The sequence below is a fragment of the Sphingobacterium allocomposti genome, assembly GCF_008124885.1.
Lineage (GTDB): Bacteria > Bacteroidota > Bacteroidia > Sphingobacteriales > Sphingobacteriaceae > Sphingobacterium > Sphingobacterium allocomposti.
The window spans coordinates 1-19977 of record NZ_VNHX01000037.1; the positions used below are offsets into that span (position 1 = coordinate 1).

15 protein-coding genes and 2 pseudogenes are annotated in these 19977 nt (G+C 42.9%); 15 read left to right on the forward strand and 2 right to left on the reverse strand.

All coding sequences use genetic code 11. From position 1 onward, the window contains the following. Positions 1 to 236 precede the first annotated feature (236 nt). Entirely contained in the window at positions 237 to 1190 is a 954-nt protein-coding gene (locus BC792_RS17760; protein WP_170250081.1) for a putative phage abortive infection protein, read from the forward strand. A 123-nt stretch (positions 1191 to 1313) separates the two neighbouring features. Here BC792_RS17760 and BC792_RS17765 read toward each other — a convergent pair. Then, a pseudogene (locus BC792_RS17765) lies at positions 1314 to 2345 on the reverse strand (IS3 family transposase); the annotation flags it as partial. An 86-nt stretch (positions 2346 to 2431) separates the two neighbouring features. On the opposite strand from BC792_RS17765, the pseudogene BC792_RS17770 reads away from it, so the two are divergent. From BC792_RS17770 to BC792_RS17830, 13 genes and pseudogenes are all read left to right on the forward strand, one after another. Beyond that, positions 2432 to 2704: pseudogene (locus BC792_RS17770) on the forward strand (transposase); the annotation flags it as partial. Between the two features lie 310 nt (positions 2705 to 3014). Beyond that, positions 3015 to 3893, forward strand: a complete 879-nt coding sequence (locus BC792_RS17775) for an AraC family transcriptional regulator (protein WP_148910366.1) — start codon at positions 3015 to 3017, stop codon at positions 3891 to 3893. A 224-nt stretch (positions 3894 to 4117) separates the two neighbouring features. Beyond that, positions 4118 to 7180, forward strand: a complete 3063-nt coding sequence (locus tag BC792_RS17780; protein WP_170250082.1) for a SusC/RagA family TonB-linked outer membrane protein — start codon at positions 4118 to 4120, stop codon at positions 7178 to 7180. Between the two features lie 24 nt (positions 7181 to 7204). Beyond that, positions 7205 to 8731, forward strand: coding sequence for a RagB/SusD family nutrient uptake outer membrane protein (locus BC792_RS17785; RefSeq protein ID WP_170250083.1), 1527 nt, complete (start codon positions 7205 to 7207; stop codon positions 8729 to 8731). An 11-nt stretch (positions 8732 to 8742) separates the two neighbouring features. Then, positions 8743 to 9684: a hypothetical protein gene (locus tag BC792_RS17790; RefSeq protein WP_148910369.1), complete on the forward strand. Its 942-nt coding sequence runs from the start codon at positions 8743 to 8745 to the stop codon at positions 9682 to 9684. A gap of 10 nt (positions 9685 to 9694) precedes the next feature. After that, a complete protein-coding gene (locus tag BC792_RS17795; protein ID WP_211357582.1) occupies positions 9695 to 10885 on the forward strand; it encodes a glycoside hydrolase family 26 protein in 1191 nt (396 codons plus the stop codon). 25 nt (positions 10886 to 10910) lie between these two features. Further along, positions 10911 to 11984: a glycoside hydrolase family 26 protein gene (locus BC792_RS17800; RefSeq protein ID WP_148910370.1), complete on the forward strand. Its 1074-nt coding sequence runs from the start codon at positions 10911 to 10913 to the stop codon at positions 11982 to 11984. A 7-nt stretch (positions 11985 to 11991) separates the two neighbouring features. After that, positions 11992 to 13476, forward strand: a complete 1485-nt coding sequence (locus BC792_RS17805) for a glycoside hydrolase family 30 protein (protein ID WP_148910371.1) — start codon at positions 11992 to 11994, stop codon at positions 13474 to 13476. Positions 13477 to 13486: 10 nt separating this feature from the next. Beyond that, entirely contained in the window at positions 13487 to 14641 is a 1155-nt protein-coding gene (locus BC792_RS17810; protein ID WP_170250084.1) for an esterase, read from the forward strand. 50 nt (positions 14642 to 14691) lie between these two features. After that, the gene (locus BC792_RS17815; RefSeq protein ID WP_148910373.1) at positions 14692 to 15861 is read left to right on the forward strand and encodes a glycoside hydrolase family 130 protein; all 1170 of its coding nucleotides are present in this window, start codon (positions 14692 to 14694) and stop codon (positions 15859 to 15861) included. Positions 15862 to 15884: 23 nt separating this feature from the next. After that, positions 15885 to 17288: an MFS transporter gene (locus BC792_RS17820; RefSeq protein ID WP_148910374.1), complete on the forward strand. Its 1404-nt coding sequence runs from the start codon at positions 15885 to 15887 to the stop codon at positions 17286 to 17288. 19 nt (positions 17289 to 17307) lie between these two features. Continuing rightward, positions 17308 to 18462 (forward strand): AGE family epimerase/isomerase, encoded by a 1155-nt coding sequence (locus tag BC792_RS17825; RefSeq protein WP_148910375.1) that lies wholly within the window; start codon positions 17308 to 17310, stop codon positions 18460 to 18462. 68 nt (positions 18463 to 18530) lie between these two features. Next, entirely contained in the window at positions 18531 to 19013 is a 483-nt protein-coding gene (locus BC792_RS17830) for a YdeI/OmpD-associated family protein (protein ID WP_148910376.1), read from the forward strand. Between the two features lie 16 nt (positions 19014 to 19029). On the opposite strand, the gene BC792_RS17835 is transcribed toward BC792_RS17830, so the two are convergent. Next, positions 19030 to 19242: a hypothetical protein gene (locus BC792_RS17835; protein WP_148910377.1), complete on the reverse strand. Its 213-nt coding sequence runs from the start codon at positions 19240 to 19242 to the stop codon at positions 19030 to 19032. Here BC792_RS17835 and BC792_RS17840 point away from each other — a divergent pair, their 5' ends adjacent. Further along, complete coding sequence (locus BC792_RS17840) at positions 19243 to 19779, forward strand: STING domain-containing protein (protein WP_317131727.1); 537 nt, start codon at positions 19243 to 19245, stop codon at positions 19777 to 19779. Positions 19780 to 19977 lie beyond the last annotated feature (198 nt).

Genomic DNA, 19977 nt, shown 5'->3' on the forward strand with positions numbered 1-19977 from the left:
CCGAAATTAAGGAGATTTTTTGGCCCAGTGACTTCCGAAATAATTGGGTATTATAGCCGAATTGAATGGCCCGTTGACCTCCGTTATAGACAGCTATTGCGGCTGTAATTGTAACAGGATTAGCTTTTTATATACAGTATCAAGCAAATAAACAAGTACAAGATCAGTTTAAGTTGCAACAGTTTGAATCGCAGTTTTATGAAATGCTTCGGCTACATAAGGAAAATGTTAATGAGATGGAAATTGATGGATATGAATATAATTATTCAGCTATTAAAGAGTTGAGAGTTACAAAAGGAAGAAAAGTTTTTGTTACAATGATTAGGGAATTGGAGTGTATATATCTAATTATTAAAAAATGTTACAAGTTAAAGGTTGCTAATTTGAAAATAGACACAATAACTCATTATGATAATAAAAGTGACAGTAAAAATGATATATTCTCCCAAAAAACATACTATTTGTTTCCAAATAATGAAAATAAAAAATATTTGTTTCTAGCATATGAAATATTTTTTCATGGATTGGATAGGTTTGAAGACTCTTATTATGATAACCGTTATCACAACTATAATAACAGTTTTTTACTTGAATTGATTAATGAACTGCATAAGTGTAGAAAATCACATAGCCTTGGTGGGAAAAAAATTGATAATTATTTGAGTGTTAAGGGAAGTTGTTTTATTGATAAAGAGGTGTTTAAAGAAAATTTAGATAAAAAGTACCCATCCCTTAAAATGTATTTTAATTATAAACCATTTTCAGGCCATCAAAGAAGACTAGGACATTATTATCGACATTTAATTTCTAGTACTGGTTTTGTTGTTAAAAATAGTATTTTAACATATGAACAAAAACGTGAGTATTTAAAATTGTTAAGAGGGCAGTTGTCAAATCATGAAATCGTTTTACTTTATTATAATTTTTTATCTGGTTATGGAAGTAAATGGGAAAACGAAAAAAATAGCTTCCTAATTAATTATAGAATGCTCCATAATATACAAAGGGAATTAGTCTTGCCTGAATTTAATCAAGTCGATAAATTATTGTCTATAAAAAACAATTTTATTTATAAAGGTGACGATTCTAAAAATGATCATTTATTTGAGTTATATGGATCTGAAAGTACTTTAAGTGTTGAGGATAATTGTAAATTTAAAAATAATGAACAGACTAATACTTATAGGTGATGGCTTTGATTTAGCGCAGTGTCGGCTTCCCCAGATTAAGACTGCATAATTTTACAAATTTCTCATCAAATTAACCTGAACCTAAGCACCCTAACATGCTTGTTTGTCGCTTTCAAAATGGGGTAGGGCAGCATATTCCGTTGGCGACATATTACCTAGGCTGTCGTGCGGTCTGTGATTGTTGTAGTCATCCATCCATTGCCAGGTCACTTCCCTAACTTCATCCAGGGTGTCAAACAGATAACAGTCCAGCACATTTTCACGGTAGGTTCCATTCAATCTCTCCACGAATCCGTTCTGCGTGGGCTTACCCGGCTGGATGTAGATAAACTCAATGTCGTTGACCATACTCCATTCCGTTAAAAGCTGGGATATGAACTCCGGGCCGTTATCCATCCTGATTTTCCCAGGCTTTCCCCTGCGTTTAATCAGATGGTTTAGCACCCAGACCACCCGAGAACTGCGCAGGGAATAATCCACTTCGATATGCAGTGCCTCCCTATTGAAATCGTCCACCATGTTGAAACAACGGAACCGCCGGCCATTGCTCAGTGCATCGCTCATAAGGTCCATCGACCAGGTGTCATTGGGCAACATGGGTTTGACCAGCGGCTGTTTTACCCTTTGCGGCAACCGCCGCTTTCTTTCCTTCTGATGTTCAATCCGATAAGCTTGTATACACGATGGACGCGTTTATGATTCCAACCATAGCTTTGCCGGCGTAATCTCCTGAGCGCTTTGCAGAAACCCTCCCGTGGAAAATCTTCCGCTTTCTTTCTTAAAGCGGATTCCACCTGGCTGTCATCACGTATACCGACATAATAATAACAGGTCTTAAACAACCCCAACACCCGGCACGCCCTGCTGATGCCTTTCCCTGATTCCATCAATTACTGGGCAATCTGTTTTTTCTGGCAGGGCTTCAAAGCTTTTTTGCTATCACCTCCTTGGCCGCCTCCAAAGGGCAAGCTCCGCGTACATCCGCTTAAGCTTGCGGTTCTCTTCTCCCAGTTCCTTCACTCGCTTGAGCTCGCTACCGTCCAGGCCACCCTACCGCTGGCGCCATTTGTAAAAGGAGGCTGCACTGACCCCATGTTCACGCGTGAGTTCCTGAACGCTTTTACCAGCCTCGAACTCTTTCTGGATCTTACTGATCTACTCCGGTTTGAATCGTTTCCCTTTCATAGTACACTGTTAAAGTTATAAATCATTTTTCTATTCTCTAACAGTCTTTTTTTCAGGGAAGCTTACAGGTGACCAAACCAAGAAAAAACATGAGGGGAATGAATCTCAGTCAAACAGATAAGATCATCTTGAGAAAAAGAGCAATTATTGAATGTGTAAACGATGAATTGAAGAACATTTGTAAACTCCAACACACCAGACATAGATCCGTCAACAACTTTCTCTTAAATATTCTAGGAGCACTTGGAGCTTATGCATTCTTCCCTAAAAAACCTGCGTTAAACATTCAGTTCGAGCAAAAAGAAAACCAATTATTCCTTGCTGCTTAAACCGAACTCACGTTAAATATGATATTGGAGTCGAAAGCAGCACCGCTTCCATTATTGAGCATATAAATGAAATAATTAATGCAGTGCCGAGGTACAATAATAGTAATGTCATGTTTTTTCAGATGATCGATTTTGTCCAACAACTAATGTTGCAGACTTCTCGTAAAAATACGAATAAAACCAATGCAAATGACAATAACTTTATATATGCAATGCTGCACATCTTAGAATAGGGGCAAGGCGAACTAATTATTTGCGTTATGAATTTCCATTTTTACTTTTTATTTTCGATGATTGTATTCCTAATAGCATGAACCATAACGCGATCAAAGAAGTAACGCCTCTACGGGAAACAGAATGTTTTACCGTATTCCATAGAGAAAAGGAAAAGTTCGATTTTCCCTATCATTATCATGAGGAATTTGAATTAAACATGATCCTGCACGCCAAGGGAGCGCGGCGCATAGTGGGGGACAGGATGGAAGAAATTGACGATTTTGAGTTGGTGCTTACCGGACCCAACCTTCCCCACGGCTGGTTTAACCATCGTTGTGCTACAAAGAAAATTGTAGAAGTCACTGTACAATGGAACCAAGATCTTTTTAGTGAACATTTTCTGAATAAAAACCAATTGAACTTCATCAAGCGAATGTTTGAACTCAGCCGCTTTGGCATTAAGTTTTCGAAGGAAACAATCGAAAAAGTTGCTCCAGAAATCCTCACACTTCATAAAACGATAGGTTTTAACTCTGTTATTAAGTTCATGTTGATTTTGCGGGAGTTGTCGGTCAGCAACGATGCCAAGACATTGGTAGAAGGAGATATGTTGCTGGACAAAAGCCTAAATTTTCGGAGCAGAAGACTTGACGCAGCTTTTGCGTTTATGAACAAGAACTATAGCGCTTTACTCACGCTCAAGGAAGTCGCTGATCAAGTGAATATGTCTGAAGTTTCATTTTCCCGCTTTATTAAGAAAAGAACGGGGAAAACTTTTATTGATAACCTCAACGAAATAAGGCTCGGGCATGCTACGCGCATGTTGATAGAAACGAGCAATACGGTAGCTGAAATATGTTACTTATGTGGCTTTAATAATATATCCAATTTTAACAGAGCTTTTAAACGAAAGAAGAATTGTACCCCCTCCGAATACCGTGTAAACTTTAGCGGTAGTCGTATCTTCATATAGATAGTTAAAATAATATATGTCATTTTGTGGGTTATTTTGTTTTAAAATAGCCTTTCCACTATTTTTTGTATAATAATTGGCTAAAATAGTATTGCTCTCGATGACTTGCTTTGGAATATCTTTGTCTAAAGCTTGAGGCTAACCAATTTTGGAATCCGGCCCATTGATCGAGACGGATGAAAAATAGCCTAAATAAGCAATGTATAAATCTAAATGTTAATATAATGAGAAGAAGTTTACTAAGAACCTGCGCTATTTTTTGGAGTATACTTTTCGCGGTCCAGCTCACGATGGCCCAAAGCCGTATGGTGTCTGGTGTAGTAAGAGACAACGAAGGGCGTCCACTCCCGGGTGTCACGGTTAAATCCGGTGCTTACACCGTCACCACAAATGAAGAAGGTACATATGAGATCACAATTGCTGATCAGGAAAATGTGCTGTCTTTCAGTTCTTTAGGGTTGAAGTCACAGCAGATTTCCGTCAACAATCGGTCTACCATAGATGCTGTATTGCTAAGTACAGCTTTAGATTTAGACGATGTCGTCGTAGTGGGATATGGTGGTGTAAGAAAGAGCGATTTAACGGGCGCTGTCGCTACATTAAAGGGGAGCGATTTAAACAAGACGCCTGCGTCGTCGGTGGATCAGTTGTTGCAGGGTAAGATTCCTGGTGTACAGGTCGCTATATCAAGTGGGCAACCTGGTGCTGGGGCGACAGTTCGAATCCGAGGAAATAGTTCCTTAAGTGGGTCAAATGCACCGCTGGTCGTTGTCGATGGCTTTCCTTGGGGAGACGCGGGAGATCTAAAGCAAATCAATCCGGAGGATATTGAATCGATTGAGGTGCTGAAAGATGCCTCATCGGCCGCAATTTACGGATCAAGAGGTGCCAATGGTGTGATTATGGTGACAACGAAGAAAGCACGGGCGGGCACGCCGCGGATATCGTTGAACACCTTAAATACGGTTTCCACATTGTCCGTAAAACCGGATCTTTGGCGTGATGGTATCGAAGAAGCTGTTTATGCCAATGAGGCGGCACTTAATGGTGGCACCCCACTTAGTCAGTTGCCGTATCTTGGAGAAGTGCGGAGTGGCGTGTATTTTCCATCCATCGCCGAACTCCGTGGCCTCGATCCCAATAAGCCACAATGGGCCACAAATACCGACTGGGCAGATTTGGTATACCGCAATCCTTTTTCACAAAACTATACGCTGGGTATAGATGGCGGTGCAGAGAATACCAAATATTCGATGTCGGGTAATTATTATAAAGAAGAAGGGCTCGCCATAAAAAACGCGTACGACAAATATACGGGACGGCTGAACCTAGATCAGAAATTGACGAATGCAATCTCTGCTGGAACAAATATTATATTAACCTATACAAATAATACAGGTCAGAACTTGAGCGCCGGCCGTTCAAGAATATTTCCGGTATATGACGAAAACGGAAATTACTTCCGTACATCGGCTATGGATTTCGGTAACCCTATCGCCATAGCAAATGAGGTACTCAATAAGTCGAAGACGATAGATGTGTTAGGAACTGTATTCGTTTCCGCAAAGCTCACCGATTGGTTGCAGTTCAGAACGCAGCTTAGCACGAAATATGGGAATTCGATCGGTGATGTGTATGAGCCAGCAAATGTTACATTTCGAGGGTACGAGAATACTGGGTATGGTGCAATTAACAACTATAATAACAATGAATTGGTCAACGAGAATTATTTGACTATTGATAAGACATTCGACGATGCCCATCGTTTGAATGTTGTGGGTGGGTTCTCGCTCCAAAATTCACGGACGCGCACGAGCAATCTGATGGGGATGAACTTCGTGAACGACAACTTGCAGAACGAAAATCTAAACAGCGCGAAAACGAAAGTGCTCAGCAACGGTCTATCGGCGTCTACCTTACATTCCTGGTTCGGTAGGGCGAATTATGCTTTGTTGGATAAGTATTTATTTACGGTTACGGGGCGTGCAGATGGATCGACAAAATTTGGCGAAAATAACAAATGGGCTTTCTTCCCCTCGGCTGCCGTGGCGTGGAAATTAAATGAGGAATCCTTTATCAAAGATCTGAACGCATTCTCCGAACTAAAATTACGTGCCAGCTATGGTCTGACGGGTAATCAAGGTATTTCACCTTATCAAACCTTGGATAGATTTGGCTCGGAACGCTATTACGTTGGTGCACAGAACGGTTTTATGACAGGCTTTGGTCCAGGATTGGCAGGCGCAAACAATGATCAGGGGTTAACCATTGTTGGCGGCTTAGGAAACAAAAGCTTGCGATGGGAGACAACGACTTCTTACGATCTGGGATTAGATATTGGCTTTATGAACCAACGTTTTACGTTAACCCTAGATTATTATGATAAGCATACAAAAGATTTATTACGCACACGTACCATTTCGCCTTCATCGGGTTTTGACCAACAATGGGTCAATGATGGAGAAATCAGTAACCGCGGCTTTGAATTGGGATTTAACGCGGGTATTATACAACGGGAAGAATTAAGCTGGTCTGTAGGCGGTAACTTCGCATTGAATAGAAATAAAGTAGTCGCCATGGGCGAAAGTGACCGCGTTGTGACCGGATCGTTGATCGAAATGGTACGTCAAAATGTGAATCACTTTATTATCGGACAGCCGATGTATGCCTTTTACGGTTATCGCTCCGACGGTATTATCCAGTCGTTAGAAGAGGGGATAGAAGCCGGACTTACAGGAGCAGAAGCGATCCCAGGCGAGATCAAGTATATGGACATCGCTGGTGCGGATGGAAGTCCCGATGGTACCATCGATCCGACATATGATCGCGTCGTTATAGGCGATCCGACCCCGAATTTTATCTATAGTTTTAATACCTCAGTTTCCTATAAGCGTTTCGACTTAAATGCGCAGTTTTATGGCGTATACGGTAATGATGTGTTCGATTTGCAGAAGATGACACCTAGCCGGCAAGTGCAACGCTGGACGCCGGATAATCCAAGCAATCTCTATCCACGTGCAAATAACACAAGAGGGTATAAAGCATCTGATTTCTTTGTGGAAGATGGATCATTCCTACGTCTTCAGAATGTAACACTAGGTTATAACTTTAGACCCGGCATCATTAAAGGGATTAGCAATATCCGGTTGTATGCATCGGGAAATAATTTGTTGACGATTACGAAATTCAATAAGGGATTTGATCCGGAGGTCGGTTTAGATGGTATAAATTGGGGTAACTATCCACGACCCCGTGCTTACTCTTTTGGTGTATCAGTAGGATTTTAACCTAAATTTCAAAAAGACATGAAGATGAATAAGATTATTGCAGGCATTTGCCTAGCGGGAATAGCAAGTAGCACTTTTCTGTCGTGCTCGAAATTGACAGAAGAACCCTATGGTATCGTGAATTCGAATTCGTTTTATAAAACCGCAGATGATGCCTTATCGGGTCTGATATATGCCTATGCGATATTGCCCGAAGTAGGGTACTATTCGCGGGGTTATTATATCATTATGGAACTACCGACGGAAAATTTAACAGCAAAATCGGACGCTGGGCAGGCAAACTTCGAACTAGAGCAGTTGCGCACAACGTCGACCAATTCCGATCTGGATAACTTGTGGACCTATATGTATCGCGGAATTGCGAGAGCCAATGCCGTCATTACAAATGTACCGAACGTTCCCAATATGCCGGATGCAGATCGCAATCAAATTATCGGTGAGGGGTATTTCCTGCGTGCGCTGCACAATTTTAACCTGGTTCGTTTATTTGGTGAAGTACCCCTTCGTTTGGAACCTCTGGTCGAAGCAGAACAGATACCCGTAGCGAAGTCCAGCATCTCCGATCTCTACGATGTCATTATTGCCGATTTGAAAAAGGGCGAAGAACTGATGTCTGCGGCGAAAAATTTTGAAGGTCGTGCAAATCGAGTTGCGGCACAGGCCTTATTGTCAAAAGTGTATTTGCATTTGGCCTCCGCTAAGGCTTCGGGCTCGGTTGGTTATGATTTCGTTGCCAATAGTGATGAGATGTATAATGAGGCACTGCGTTATGCGGGTAAAGTAATTAACGATCAACAGGTGTTTAATTTTACCGATGTCCTCCCGGATATATGGAATACGGAAGTGTATAAAAATGCGACGGTTTCGGAGCATATCTTCGACGCAGCAGTAGACCGTTCCGGTGAACGGGAAGGTAACTATTCCAAATTACCCAATATGTTTCTGCCAGATCCGGGCTTTGTCATGACGATTCCGTATAACCCAAGTGATCCGAATACGGAGACGATCAATATAGGTCGAGGATGGAATCACTTCCAGATGGAGGCACATCATTATAACAGTTATCATGCGAGTGATAAACGAAAAACAGACCTGATTGTTTCGGAAGTAATTAACCCCGACGGCAACGTTATCCAGTTTGGAATAAACGACTTTTCACGTCCGTTTACTCGAAAGTTTATAGATCCTTTACGGGATGCAGACAAGATGAGTACTAACTCGCCGGTAATTCGTTATTCGGATATCTTACTGGTGTATGCCGAAGCTGCTGGTCCCACTACGGAAGCCTATGCTGCCGTGAATAAGATCCGCAACCGTGCGGGTTTAGGGCCATTGAGTCCGAATCTTTCGCCCGCTGCATTTAGAGAGGCCATTGTGGAGGAGCGCGCATTTGAATTGGCTTTTGAAGGAAATAGGCTATTCGACCTTCGTCGTACGAATAGTATGGAGAAGGTACTGGTGGAAAAGTATGGAAAAAGCATCACATCCGGCGCTTATTTCTTTCCTATCCCACAACGTGAAATTGACTCAAATCCTTTAATACAACCTTAAGTATGTTAACCATGAAATCGAAAACAATAAAAATAAAAGCAACACTGACAGTTCTGGTATTGCTCGGGCTTTTTATGGGATGTCAGAAAGATCCTTATGATGGTGTTAAAAGCAACGAAAAGTCTATCGAGAACTTTACAATGGGCGAGGGATTCACCCAGATTGGAGCAGCGGTGGTAGACCGCACAGCGGGAAAGGTGAAGGTAAAGGTATTGGTGGAAGAGCATACAGATTTTTCTAACGTGCGTCCGATTATCCAGCAATCATACCGAGCTTCGGTTTCTCCGAATTCGGGAGAACAGGTTAATTTTCTGACAAATGACTATAAGTTTAAATATCAAGTAACCGCAGAAACGGGAGAAACGAGGGAATGGGAGGTAGAGGTGGAACCGTTTGAGGAAACCATCACCGGAACATACGATATCACAGATTTAGTCGTATATGGCGGAACGGGTCCTGAATATGGAGGCGGTGCCGTACTGTCATTAACGAGCAAGCCTTGGATTTGGTCGGCTACGAATGGCCCTCAAGTAGAGCTGGATAATAAGTTAACCTTTACCCTGACTGGTGTAACGCCTACTGGTAGAACAACAGGGGATTTTATAAATGATGCTGGAGCTGATGGTCTCTATGCGGATTTTACCTATATCCTTGATCCGCGGACCGATGTGAATCACTTTTATCGGAAATTGCCGAAAGGTGAAGGAACATGGGAACGGGATTACACAACGGATGTACTTACATTGATCTTCGCGGATGGAACACGCGTGAACTGCTCTTTCTTAGGTGCTACGACGGAGAATTTAGGTAATAATTTGACCAAGACGATACAGCATAATGCTTTTGCCTTCGCCTTAAGTGGGACAGATGATTGGGACGCCATTTACTCGGATTACGACAAATTTGTTAAAAAGCCGAGAAGATATTGGATTGAAGTAAAAAAACAAAACTAAATAGCAGGTTATGAACAAGAGTACGATTTTAAGTTTTGCCTTTCTGCTGATGGTTACCATAGGGTGCGGAAAATCGAAAGACGATATCATCGATGATGACAAGGGCAACGATGAGGCAGTGTCATTGAGCTTATTTGATAAAAGTGCTACGGCAGAGACGAAAGCGCTTTATTCGCAGCTCTGGCGAATACAGAGCAAAGGTTTTATGTTTGGGCACCATGATGCGTTGATTTATGGTCGCGAATGGATGAACGAACCGGGTCGGTCGGACGTATACGAAATAGTGGAAGACTATCCGGCTGTATTCAGCGTGGACTTTGCCGAAGTGATGGATGACCGCAGAGCGACATCTACGTTGAATGCCGCACGGAAAAGGACAATTTTGGAAGCACGTAAGCGCGGCGAGGTGATTACGGCAGTGTGCCACCTGAATAATCCCCTTACTGGAGGGGATTCTTGGGACAACTCATCCGATGATGTGGCCAAACAGATTCTACAGGAAGGCAGCGCGACAAACGTGAAATTTAAGCAATGGCTGGACAACTTAGCCGAATTTGCCCTGTCGCTTAAAGATGAGCAGGGGAAACTGATTCCAATTATTTACAGACCTTTTCACGAACACACGCAGCAATGGTCTTGGTGGGGAAGCAAGTGTACAACAAATGATGAATTTATTCAACTATGGAAATTCACCTTAAACTATCTAAAGGAGGTGAAAGGGGTACACAACTTCATTTATGCGATTTCCCCACAACGGGATAACGTAGGTGGCCGGGAGGAGCTGTTATTCCGCTGGCCGGGAGACGACTTTGTGGATTTTATTGGAATGGATTGCTATCATGGCACCAACACGCAAGCTTTTCAATCTAATCTTAGGGCACTACAGGTTTTGTCAAAAGAAAAGCTCAAACCCTGTGGTGTAACAGAAGTAGGAATTGAAGGTATACGAAATGGAGGTGCTCCGTACACAGAATATTGGACAAAGGAAATACTGACACCGTTGATTGGTAAACAGGTAAGCATGGTGGTGATGTGGCGGAATGCGTACGACCCCTTGAAGGAAGGTTTCCACTTTTATGGTCCGTGGAAAGGACATAGCTCGGTGGAAGATTTCAAGGTGCTTTATCGGAGCTCGGTGAGTTTATTCTCTAAAGATTTGCCCAATATGTATGTGTTGGCGGATAATGTGACGGTTAATTAACGAATTTTTAAATTAAAATATGTGCATGGTGAAAGGGAAACTATATTATCAAGGATTGGTCGCAGCGGCTTTAATAAGCCTCTCGGCCTGTGGTGGCGACAATGGATCGACCTCAAAACAAGGTGATTCGACGATAACGCAAACGGTGGATTCCATCTCGGGTACGATCGAGGTGGAGAAAACCCGTATACTGAAATTACTATCCGACATTAAATCAAACTATGTGCTCGGTGGTATTCACAATCGTGAACCAAACAGTAATCCCGCGCAATGGACCGATGCCGTACAGAAGGTGGTGGGTGATTACCCTGCGTTGTGGAGCGGAGATTTCTTATTCCAGAAGGAGAACATTGAACACCGCGAAACCATGATTAACGAAGCAATCAAACAGTTTAAAAACGGTGCAATAGTCAATATCATGTGGCACGCCTGTAATCCTGCAAACGGGCAACCCTGCGCCTGGGATGACGGAAAAGGGGTGTTGAGCACATTGACGGATACACAGTGGGAAGAGCTTTTTAACGAAGGAACAACCATCCATACGCAATTCATTACGATGATGGAGGAAGTAGCGGTCCATCTTCAGCGATTGAAAGATAATAAAGTGGTCGTCCTGTTCAGACCATTTCACGAAATGAACCAGGGTAAATTCTGGTGGGGCGGCCGCCCGGGTGAAGAGGGTACTGTTAAACTTTACCGCTGGGTACATGATTACATGGTAAAAGAGAAGGGATTGGACAACTTGTTATGGGTGTGGAATATTCAGGATTTTCCATCCTTGGACAAGGACGCGGACCTATACAATCCGGGCGATCGATATTGGGATATCGTCTCCCTGGATGTATACGATGACGGCTCTGGATTTTCGAACGAAAAATATGAAACCATCAAACGGGTAGCGAACGGAAAACCGATGGGCATAGGTGAATGTCAAAAACTACCCTCCTTGGCCGTATTGCAGGAGCAAAAGGATTGGATTTTCTTTATGGGCTGGTCTGAGCTTGTATTTGAGCACAATAGCATCGAAACAATTAAAGAAGTGTATGGTTCTGATCGGGTACTGCTATTGAAAGAACTTAATAGTACAATATTTAAATAGTGATCGTATGAAAATAAGGAATATACCACTTTTGCTCTACTTGATAGCTTTTGTATGGCTGTCCGCTGGTTTTGCGCAGCAGCCTAGTGTAAGAAGTTGGATTTCCAAAGCCGACGGTTCGGCACTGTTGGAAGAGCAGCCTATTCAGCTCTTCGGGAAAAACGATGGAAGACATTTTCCGATCGTAGTAGACGAACGGCAAACGTTTCAGGAGATTGATGGCTTCGGCTTTGCATTGACGGGTGGAAGCGCAGAGTTGCTTCATAAAATGCATCTATCTTCGCGTTCTGCTTTATTGAAAGAGTTATTTGGCAAAGGAACGAATGACGTTTCGATCAGTTACCTACGCTTAAGTATCGGCGCTTCGGATCTCAATCGATTTGTGTATTCCTATAACGATTTAAAAGATGGCGAGACGGATATAGATCTGAAAAAATTTAGCTTAGGACATGATTACGATGATATCATTCCCGTACTAAAGGAAATTTTAGCCATTAATCCGACACTAAAAATAATGGCTTCCCCCTGGTCGGCACCGACATGGATGAAAACCAGCGGAAAGGTGCGGGGAGGTTCGCTAAAACCAGAATACTATGCGGTATATGCAAAATATCTATTGCGTTATGTGCAGGAAATGAAAAAAGAAGGGATTGTGATCGACGCTATTACGGTACAAAATGAACCGTTGAATTCAAGAAATACCCCTAGTATGCCTATTACGGTGCCAGAGATGCGCATATTTTTGCGCGATCACCTTGGACCTCTTTTTGACAAAAACGCACCGGAAACAAAAATTGTACTTTTTGATCATAACTGCGACCGGCCAGATTATCCCTTAGCCTTATTAAATGATATGGAGCTGGACAGGTATGTGGATGGTTCGGGGTTTCATCACTATGGTGGCGATATAAGTACCATGTCCCTTGTCCATCAGGCACGACCGGATAAGAATATTTATTTTACAGAGCAAATGGTCATTCAGAACAGTGATGTGCCGATAATGAATATGGCCTATCAAGTAGAACGTTTAGTGATAGGAACCATGCGCAATTGGAGTAAAAACCTTATTTTATGGAATCTTGCTGCAGATCCCAATAATGACCCACATACCGATAATGGGGGCTGTTCTATCTGTCAAGGTGCCCTTACACTGGATGGCGACGCAGTCTCCAAAAATGTAGCCTTCCATGTTATAGCGCAAGCTTCCAAATTTGTGCCTCCGGGTTCCGTGCGCATACAGTCGAATGGTCCATTTGATGCGGTCGTCAATTTAACGACAGATGAGGAAAATGCTGAAATTACAAGGGCGACTTCCATCGCACAGGGTAACGTATTGCCGAATGTGGCATTTAAGACACCTGAGGGGAAGATTGTACTCATTGTTGCGAATAGTTCTTTTACTGACCGGAGTGTAAAGATTCAATACCAGGGTCGGTTTGTTAACCTTCCTTTAGCTGCCGGAGCTATTGCAACCTATGTATGGCCTATTTAATACCTACGATATGATGTCTATAAAAATAATACTAACTGGTTTTCTGTTGATGTTCTCCCTCTTCGCTGCCAAGGCGCAAGCTATCGTCGGAAACAATTTCAGCACGGACGGATGGTGGAGACCGAATACAACCACGTTTTCTCCACAGGTGGATAAGGATGGTATCGTAACGTTTCGTCTTAAAGCTCCTCATGCTAAGGTCGTTTTGGTCGAACTAGGCGATTGGGATATTCAGGAATGGAGAATGACGAAGGATGAGACCGGAGTTTGGTCTGTAGCCGTAGACTCCCTGCAGCCCGGTATATATCAATATAGTTTTAAAGTGGATGGACTCACGGTGTTAGATATAGAAAACCCTCGGGTCAAGCATGGTACCTCTCTATACGGAAATATTCTCGAGGTAAGAGGAGAATCCCCTCTTTTCGACCAGGCACAAGATGTGGCACATGGCGAGGTACGTATACTGCGCTATCGTGCAACAACACTACAAAGGAGTAAAATGGTATATGTATATGTGCCACCCGGATACGAAGAAGACGGGCAAGCGTTTCCTGTTTTGTACCTACGGCACGGCGGTGGAGACGATGAGGGGAGTTGGACACGCGACGGACGTGTGGCAGATGTGCTGGACAATCTCCTTGCGCAGCATAAAGCGAAACCGATGTTGGTGGTCATGACCAACGGGCATACAGACGGAACCTGGGCAGGAGGTAGTTCAAAAGAAGGAATGGAGATCTTGGAACATGAACTGCTCTATGATGTGATCCCGCTGGTGGAGGAGCGGTTTCATGTAATGAAGTCCAAAGAAGGAAGGGCTATTGCCGGCTTGTCGATGGGCGGCGGACAGGCTTTCGTTATAGGACTGCGAAATATGGATAAGTTTAACTACATCGGTCAGTTCAGCTCGGGACTGCTAAGCGACGAAAAGTTAAAACTTGCAGATTACATACCAGATTGGGAGCGTAAAAAAAGAGAAATAAATGAAGAGGTTAAGATCCTGTGGACAAGTTGCGGAACCAAAGATCCACGCTACCAAGGTCATCTGATTTTTTTGAAAGCCTTGGATAAACAGGGGATAACCTATCAAAGTGACGAAGCGCCGGCCGGACACGAATGGGCATTTTGGCGAGAACAATTCGCAAAATTTACCACGCATCTATTTTAACACGAGAAAAGAAAAATCATATAGACCATATAAATACATTGGGAATAGAAATGAGTAGAAAATTTGAAAACCGGTTGGCCGCCGTAAAGGAGGCTTATGAGCAATTATTAAATAAAAAGAATGAAGCTGTTTTGCCTGGCAATGGTATCTACGAGCGGTATGTCAATCCGGTAGTAACAGCAGATCATACTCCCATACACTGGCGCTTTGATCTCGACGAAACAAGTAATCCGTACTTGATGGAGCGTTTTGGCATTAATGGCACGTTCAATGCCGGTGCCATCAAGTGGCAGGGAAAGTATATTTTGGTGGTAAGGGTAGAAGGCAATGATAGAAAATCGTTCTTTGCCATTGCAGAAAGCCCAAATGGGATTGACGGTTTTAGATTTTGGGATTATCCCATCGTTATTCCTGAAACAGAGACACCGGATACGAACGTATACGATATGCGCCTTACCCAGCATGAGGATGGCTGGATTTACGGTGTTTTTTGTACCGAACGCAAAGATCCTAATGCTGCACCTGGCGATCTATCGTCTGCTGTTGCCGCTGCCGGCATCGTACGTACAAAAGATTTAAAGACATGGGAACGCTTACCCGACCTACAATCTAAAAGCCAGCAGCGTAATGTGGTCTTGCATCCGGAATTTGTAGGCGGGAAATATGCACTCTATACTCGTCCGCAAGATGGTTTCATAGATGCGGGAAGTGGAGGGGGAATCGGCTGGACAGTAGTGGATAGTATGGAAAAAGCTGTGGTATTGGAGGAAAAAATTGTCAATCCACGTGCCTATCATACCATTAAAGAACTTAAAAATGGTCAGGGACCTGCGCCGATAAAGACGGAAAAAGGCTGGTTACATCTGGCGCATGGTGTCCGCGCCTGTGCAGCAGGACTTCGTTATGTCCTGTATTTGTTCTTGACCGACCTCCACCAGCCTAACAAATTGATTGCTGAACCGGCTGGACATTTGATGGCTCCACAAGGGGAAGAGCGTGTAGGAGATGTTTCGAACGTACTATTTACAAATGGGTGGATAGCCGACGAGGATGGTACAGTCTACATTTATTATGCATCAAGCGATACACGAATGCACGTGGCCGTATCCTCGATTGATAGGCTCTTGGACTATTGCCTAAACACAGCTGAGGATGGCCTTCGTTCTGCCACGTCAGTCAATACATTATCCCGTATTATTGCAAAAAATTTAAATCGTTAATTTAGGCGTCATATAAACCCATCATGGAACTGAAATCAGATAAAGTCCCCCTTCGGGAAAAAGTCGGTTATGGTTTAGGAGATGCCGCATCTTCTATGTTCTGGAAGCTATTTGGCATGTACTTAATGTTTTTCTATACCGATATCTTCGGCATGGAGGCAAAAGCAGTAGGTACAATGTTTCTGATCACGCGGGTCTGGGATTCTTTATTTGATCCGATTGTTGGTGCTTTCGCCGACCGCACACGGACAAAATGGGGCAAATTCAGACCTTATATTTTATACGTTGCGATTCCTTTTGGCGTGATCGGGGCGTTCACGTTTTTTACCCCTGCACTGGACGGGGTAGGGAAAATAGTATATGCGTATGTTACTTATTCGTTAATGATGATGGTATACTCGGCGATTAACGTCCCTTATGCGTCACTATTGGGCGTCATGAGCCCATCCCCAAAGGTTCGCAATGTGTTGGCCACATTCAGGATGACCTTTGCCTATATTGGAAGTTTTGTGACGTTATTATTGTTCAATCCGTTGGTAAACTATTTTAGCAAAAACAGTCAAAACATGACCGATCAGCAGCAAGGATGGTTTATGGCCGCCACAGTCATTGCTGTTTTTTCGGTCTTGCTGTTTTTGTTGTGTTTCTATTGGACAAAAGAGCGGGTAGTACCAATAGCCTCGACAAGTTCAACGCTTAAACAGGATATTCGTGACCTATTACACAACAGACCCTGGTGGATTCTGTTGGGAGCGGGAGTGGCTGCATTGGTGTTCAATTCCATAAGGGACGGGGCGACACTTTATTACTTTAAATATTACGTAGGAGAAGATCAGTTTGGTAATGTAGTATTCTTTCATATACCTTTCGTATTGAGCGGGCTGTATCTTGCGTTAGGACAGGCCGCTAATATCCTGGGGGTTATTGGGGCAGCGCCGTTAAGTAATAAGATCGGAAAAAAAAATACCTATATGGGAGCGATGTTAATTGCTACAGCAGCGAGCATCTCTTTTTATTGGTTGGAACGTGATCAGCTGTTGATGATTTTCGTACTTCAGGTTTTGATAAGCATTTGTGCCGGGGCGATTTTTCCATTATTGTGGTCCATGTATGCCGATTGTGCAGACTATTCGGAATTGCGGACGGGAAATCGCGCTACCGGTTTGATCTTTAGTTCGTCGTCTATGAGCCAAAAATTAGGCTGGGCTTTTGGTACAGCCGTGACGGGATGGCTGTTGGGGTACTATGGTTTTCAGGCTAATCAGGCACAAAGTGCGGAGACATTGTCGGGCATACGCATGTTCCTGAGCTTTTTCCCCGCAATCGGTACCGTCTTATCCGTTTTGTTTATCAGTTTCTATCCATTGAGTGAAAAGAAGATGCTCGATATCACAACAGAATTGGAAAAAAGAAGGACCTCAAACTAATATTAAATAACATACAGTGATGAACGGATTTAGAAAGGAACTAGAGCATAATATCCTACGTTTTTGGGAAGAAAAGATGGTGGACGAGGAGCATGGTGGTTTTTACGGGAGGATTGATGGAAAAAACCGACTGTTGCCTGGCGCGAATAAGGGTGCAGTAATGAATACAAGGGTGCTTTGGACCTTCTCGGCAGCTTATCGCGTGTTAAATGAAAAGCGATACCGCGACATGGCCAAACGTGCCTTCCAGTATATCAAAAATCATTTTGTGGATCCCCTATATGGTGGCATATTTTGGGAAGTGGATCACTTGGGAGAGCCGGTAAATACAAAAAAACAAATTTATGCACAGGGTTTTGCTCTGTATGGTTTTTCGGAATACTATAGAGCGACAGGCGAACAGGAGGCACTGGATTTCGCAATCTCCCTATTCGATAGCATAGAGACGTGTAAAGATGTAAGACTGGGCGGATATTGGGAAGCTTTTACGAAAGACTGGCAACCTATAGCCGATATGCGGTTAAGCGAAAAGGACGAGAATGAGGCAAAGACCATGAACACCCATTTGCATATTCTGGAAGCCTATACGAACTTAATTCGCGTGTGGCGGGATGAACGTGTATTGGCATCCCAGCATAATTTAGTACGTGTATTTTTGGACCACATCGTTAATCCCGAAACAGGCCACCTGCAGCTGTTCTTTGATGGGGAGTGGAATACCAAAGGCACCGTGGTTTCATATGGGCACGATATTGAAGCGGCTTGGCTACTATGGGAAGCGGTAACGGTACTGGGTGATGTGAAACTCCAAGACGAGGTTCGCCCGGTTGTCCGAAAAATAGCGGAAGCCGCTGCTGAAGGAATATTACCGGACGGAAGCATGGCCTATGAACTAAAAAACGGCCACTTGGACCATGAGAAACACTGGTGGGTGCAGGCCGAAGCGGTAGTGGGTTATCAATATATGGCGAAGATATTTAACGACGATGCTTTCAAACGGAAAGCGGAGGCGCTGTGGAGCTATATTCAACAGTATACCGTGGATAAGGAAAATGGGGAATGGTATTGGAGCCGTTTGGAAAACGGATTGGTTAACGACGGAGAAGACAAGGCCGGCTTTTGGAAGTGCCCATATCATAATGGTAGGATGTGTTTGGAAATGATCGAGTTTTAAATCGCTCCGTCGGGATGCTAAAGAGCTTTTTGCTAAACAAAAGTTTATCCATAAATTCGAACAAAAACATGTATGAATTCGAAGCTTCATTGGATATCATAGGTATCAATCCGTTTGTCTTCGTTCCGGAGCACATCCTGGACACTATTTTTCAGGATGCAGGGCGTGATAAGGGACCAATCCCGATAAAGGGTTACGTGAACGAGAACCCTTATACGCAGACCCTGGTCCGGTTTAAGGGTTCTTGGCGGCTTTACATCAACATGAAAATGTTACCCGCATCGCCTAAAAGAATAGGCGAAATTATAACGGTGTCTATCGGTTATAACCCAACAGAAAGCATACTAGATATTCCAGCAGATCTCATGGAGGCCCTTTCTGAAAACAGCAAAGCTAATGCTATTTTCCTGGAGCTACCTCCTTATTTAAAGAAAGAGATCATCCGCTATATTTCTGCGCTGAAAACACCAGCAAGCCGTGCTGAAAATATCAGGCGCGCCATCGGCTTTCTGCTTGGAGAAAATCGATTCATTGGCCGTAATCCTTTATAATCAAAAATACAAAACGTTACTTCACTTCTATCGTCGGAAGGTTGTTTATTATCTTCCAATGCCCATGATCCTGAACACAGACGATCAGTGAGTGAAAGATTAAATATTGGCTTTCCAATTTTACCCGTGCGTTAGCCATATTGCCGGTTTGTTCGATCGAATGATAAGTAATACTTCTGGAGCTTCCTCCAAATTTCTTCGTTCTGATTAGTTCGATATTATTTCTCATATCCAAAGTAAAGAAGAGACTTTCGACTTAGGGTTCTTACCATCAACAGCTTTAGCTTATGGCTATTTTTCGAATTTTATTGAACGTACTGTAGAGCGACTTCTTGAAGATAAGCATGACAAAAAACAGTTTTTCTTAGATGATGGAAATAGTTTCAAGATTAAGGAGCTGAAAGTGACAGTTTTGATTCCGGACGATTTAAGTGATGATATGTTTAAAAAAGTTTCTGCAAAACGTTTGCGAGATGGGTGGCAAAGAATGAAAGTAGAACCAAAGAATGTACGAGATTATGATTTTTCGATTGATGTTTCTAAAGTTGAAAACGGTGAACTTCATTTGGTAGACATTCCCTTCACTCTAAATGCGCTAAATAAATCAATAGAACTATACTCAAAGAAAGAGCACATAGGCAAGTCAGTCAAAGAAAACTTGCTAGAATACAGGGAAATAAGAAATTTTACCAAAACACTTCAATACTTGATAAATAAAAGCTCTTTGACAAAGGGTATAGTCGAGATTGAGATTGTGAATATTTAGAGAAGAAGGCGTCTAAAAAGGGCGCCTTCTTTGTTTTATTATGGGCTTGTGGTCTGTAATGGTTTTAGGAGATTAGCCTAGGCCGCCAGCGGTTGATATGGGCAATTTATCCATGACTGGTCATAAAATAAGCGGATTATTGTATTTAGGTTCGTCGTTTGGTCCGGAGAAAGTTGTTTCAGGAGTTTTTTCGACCAT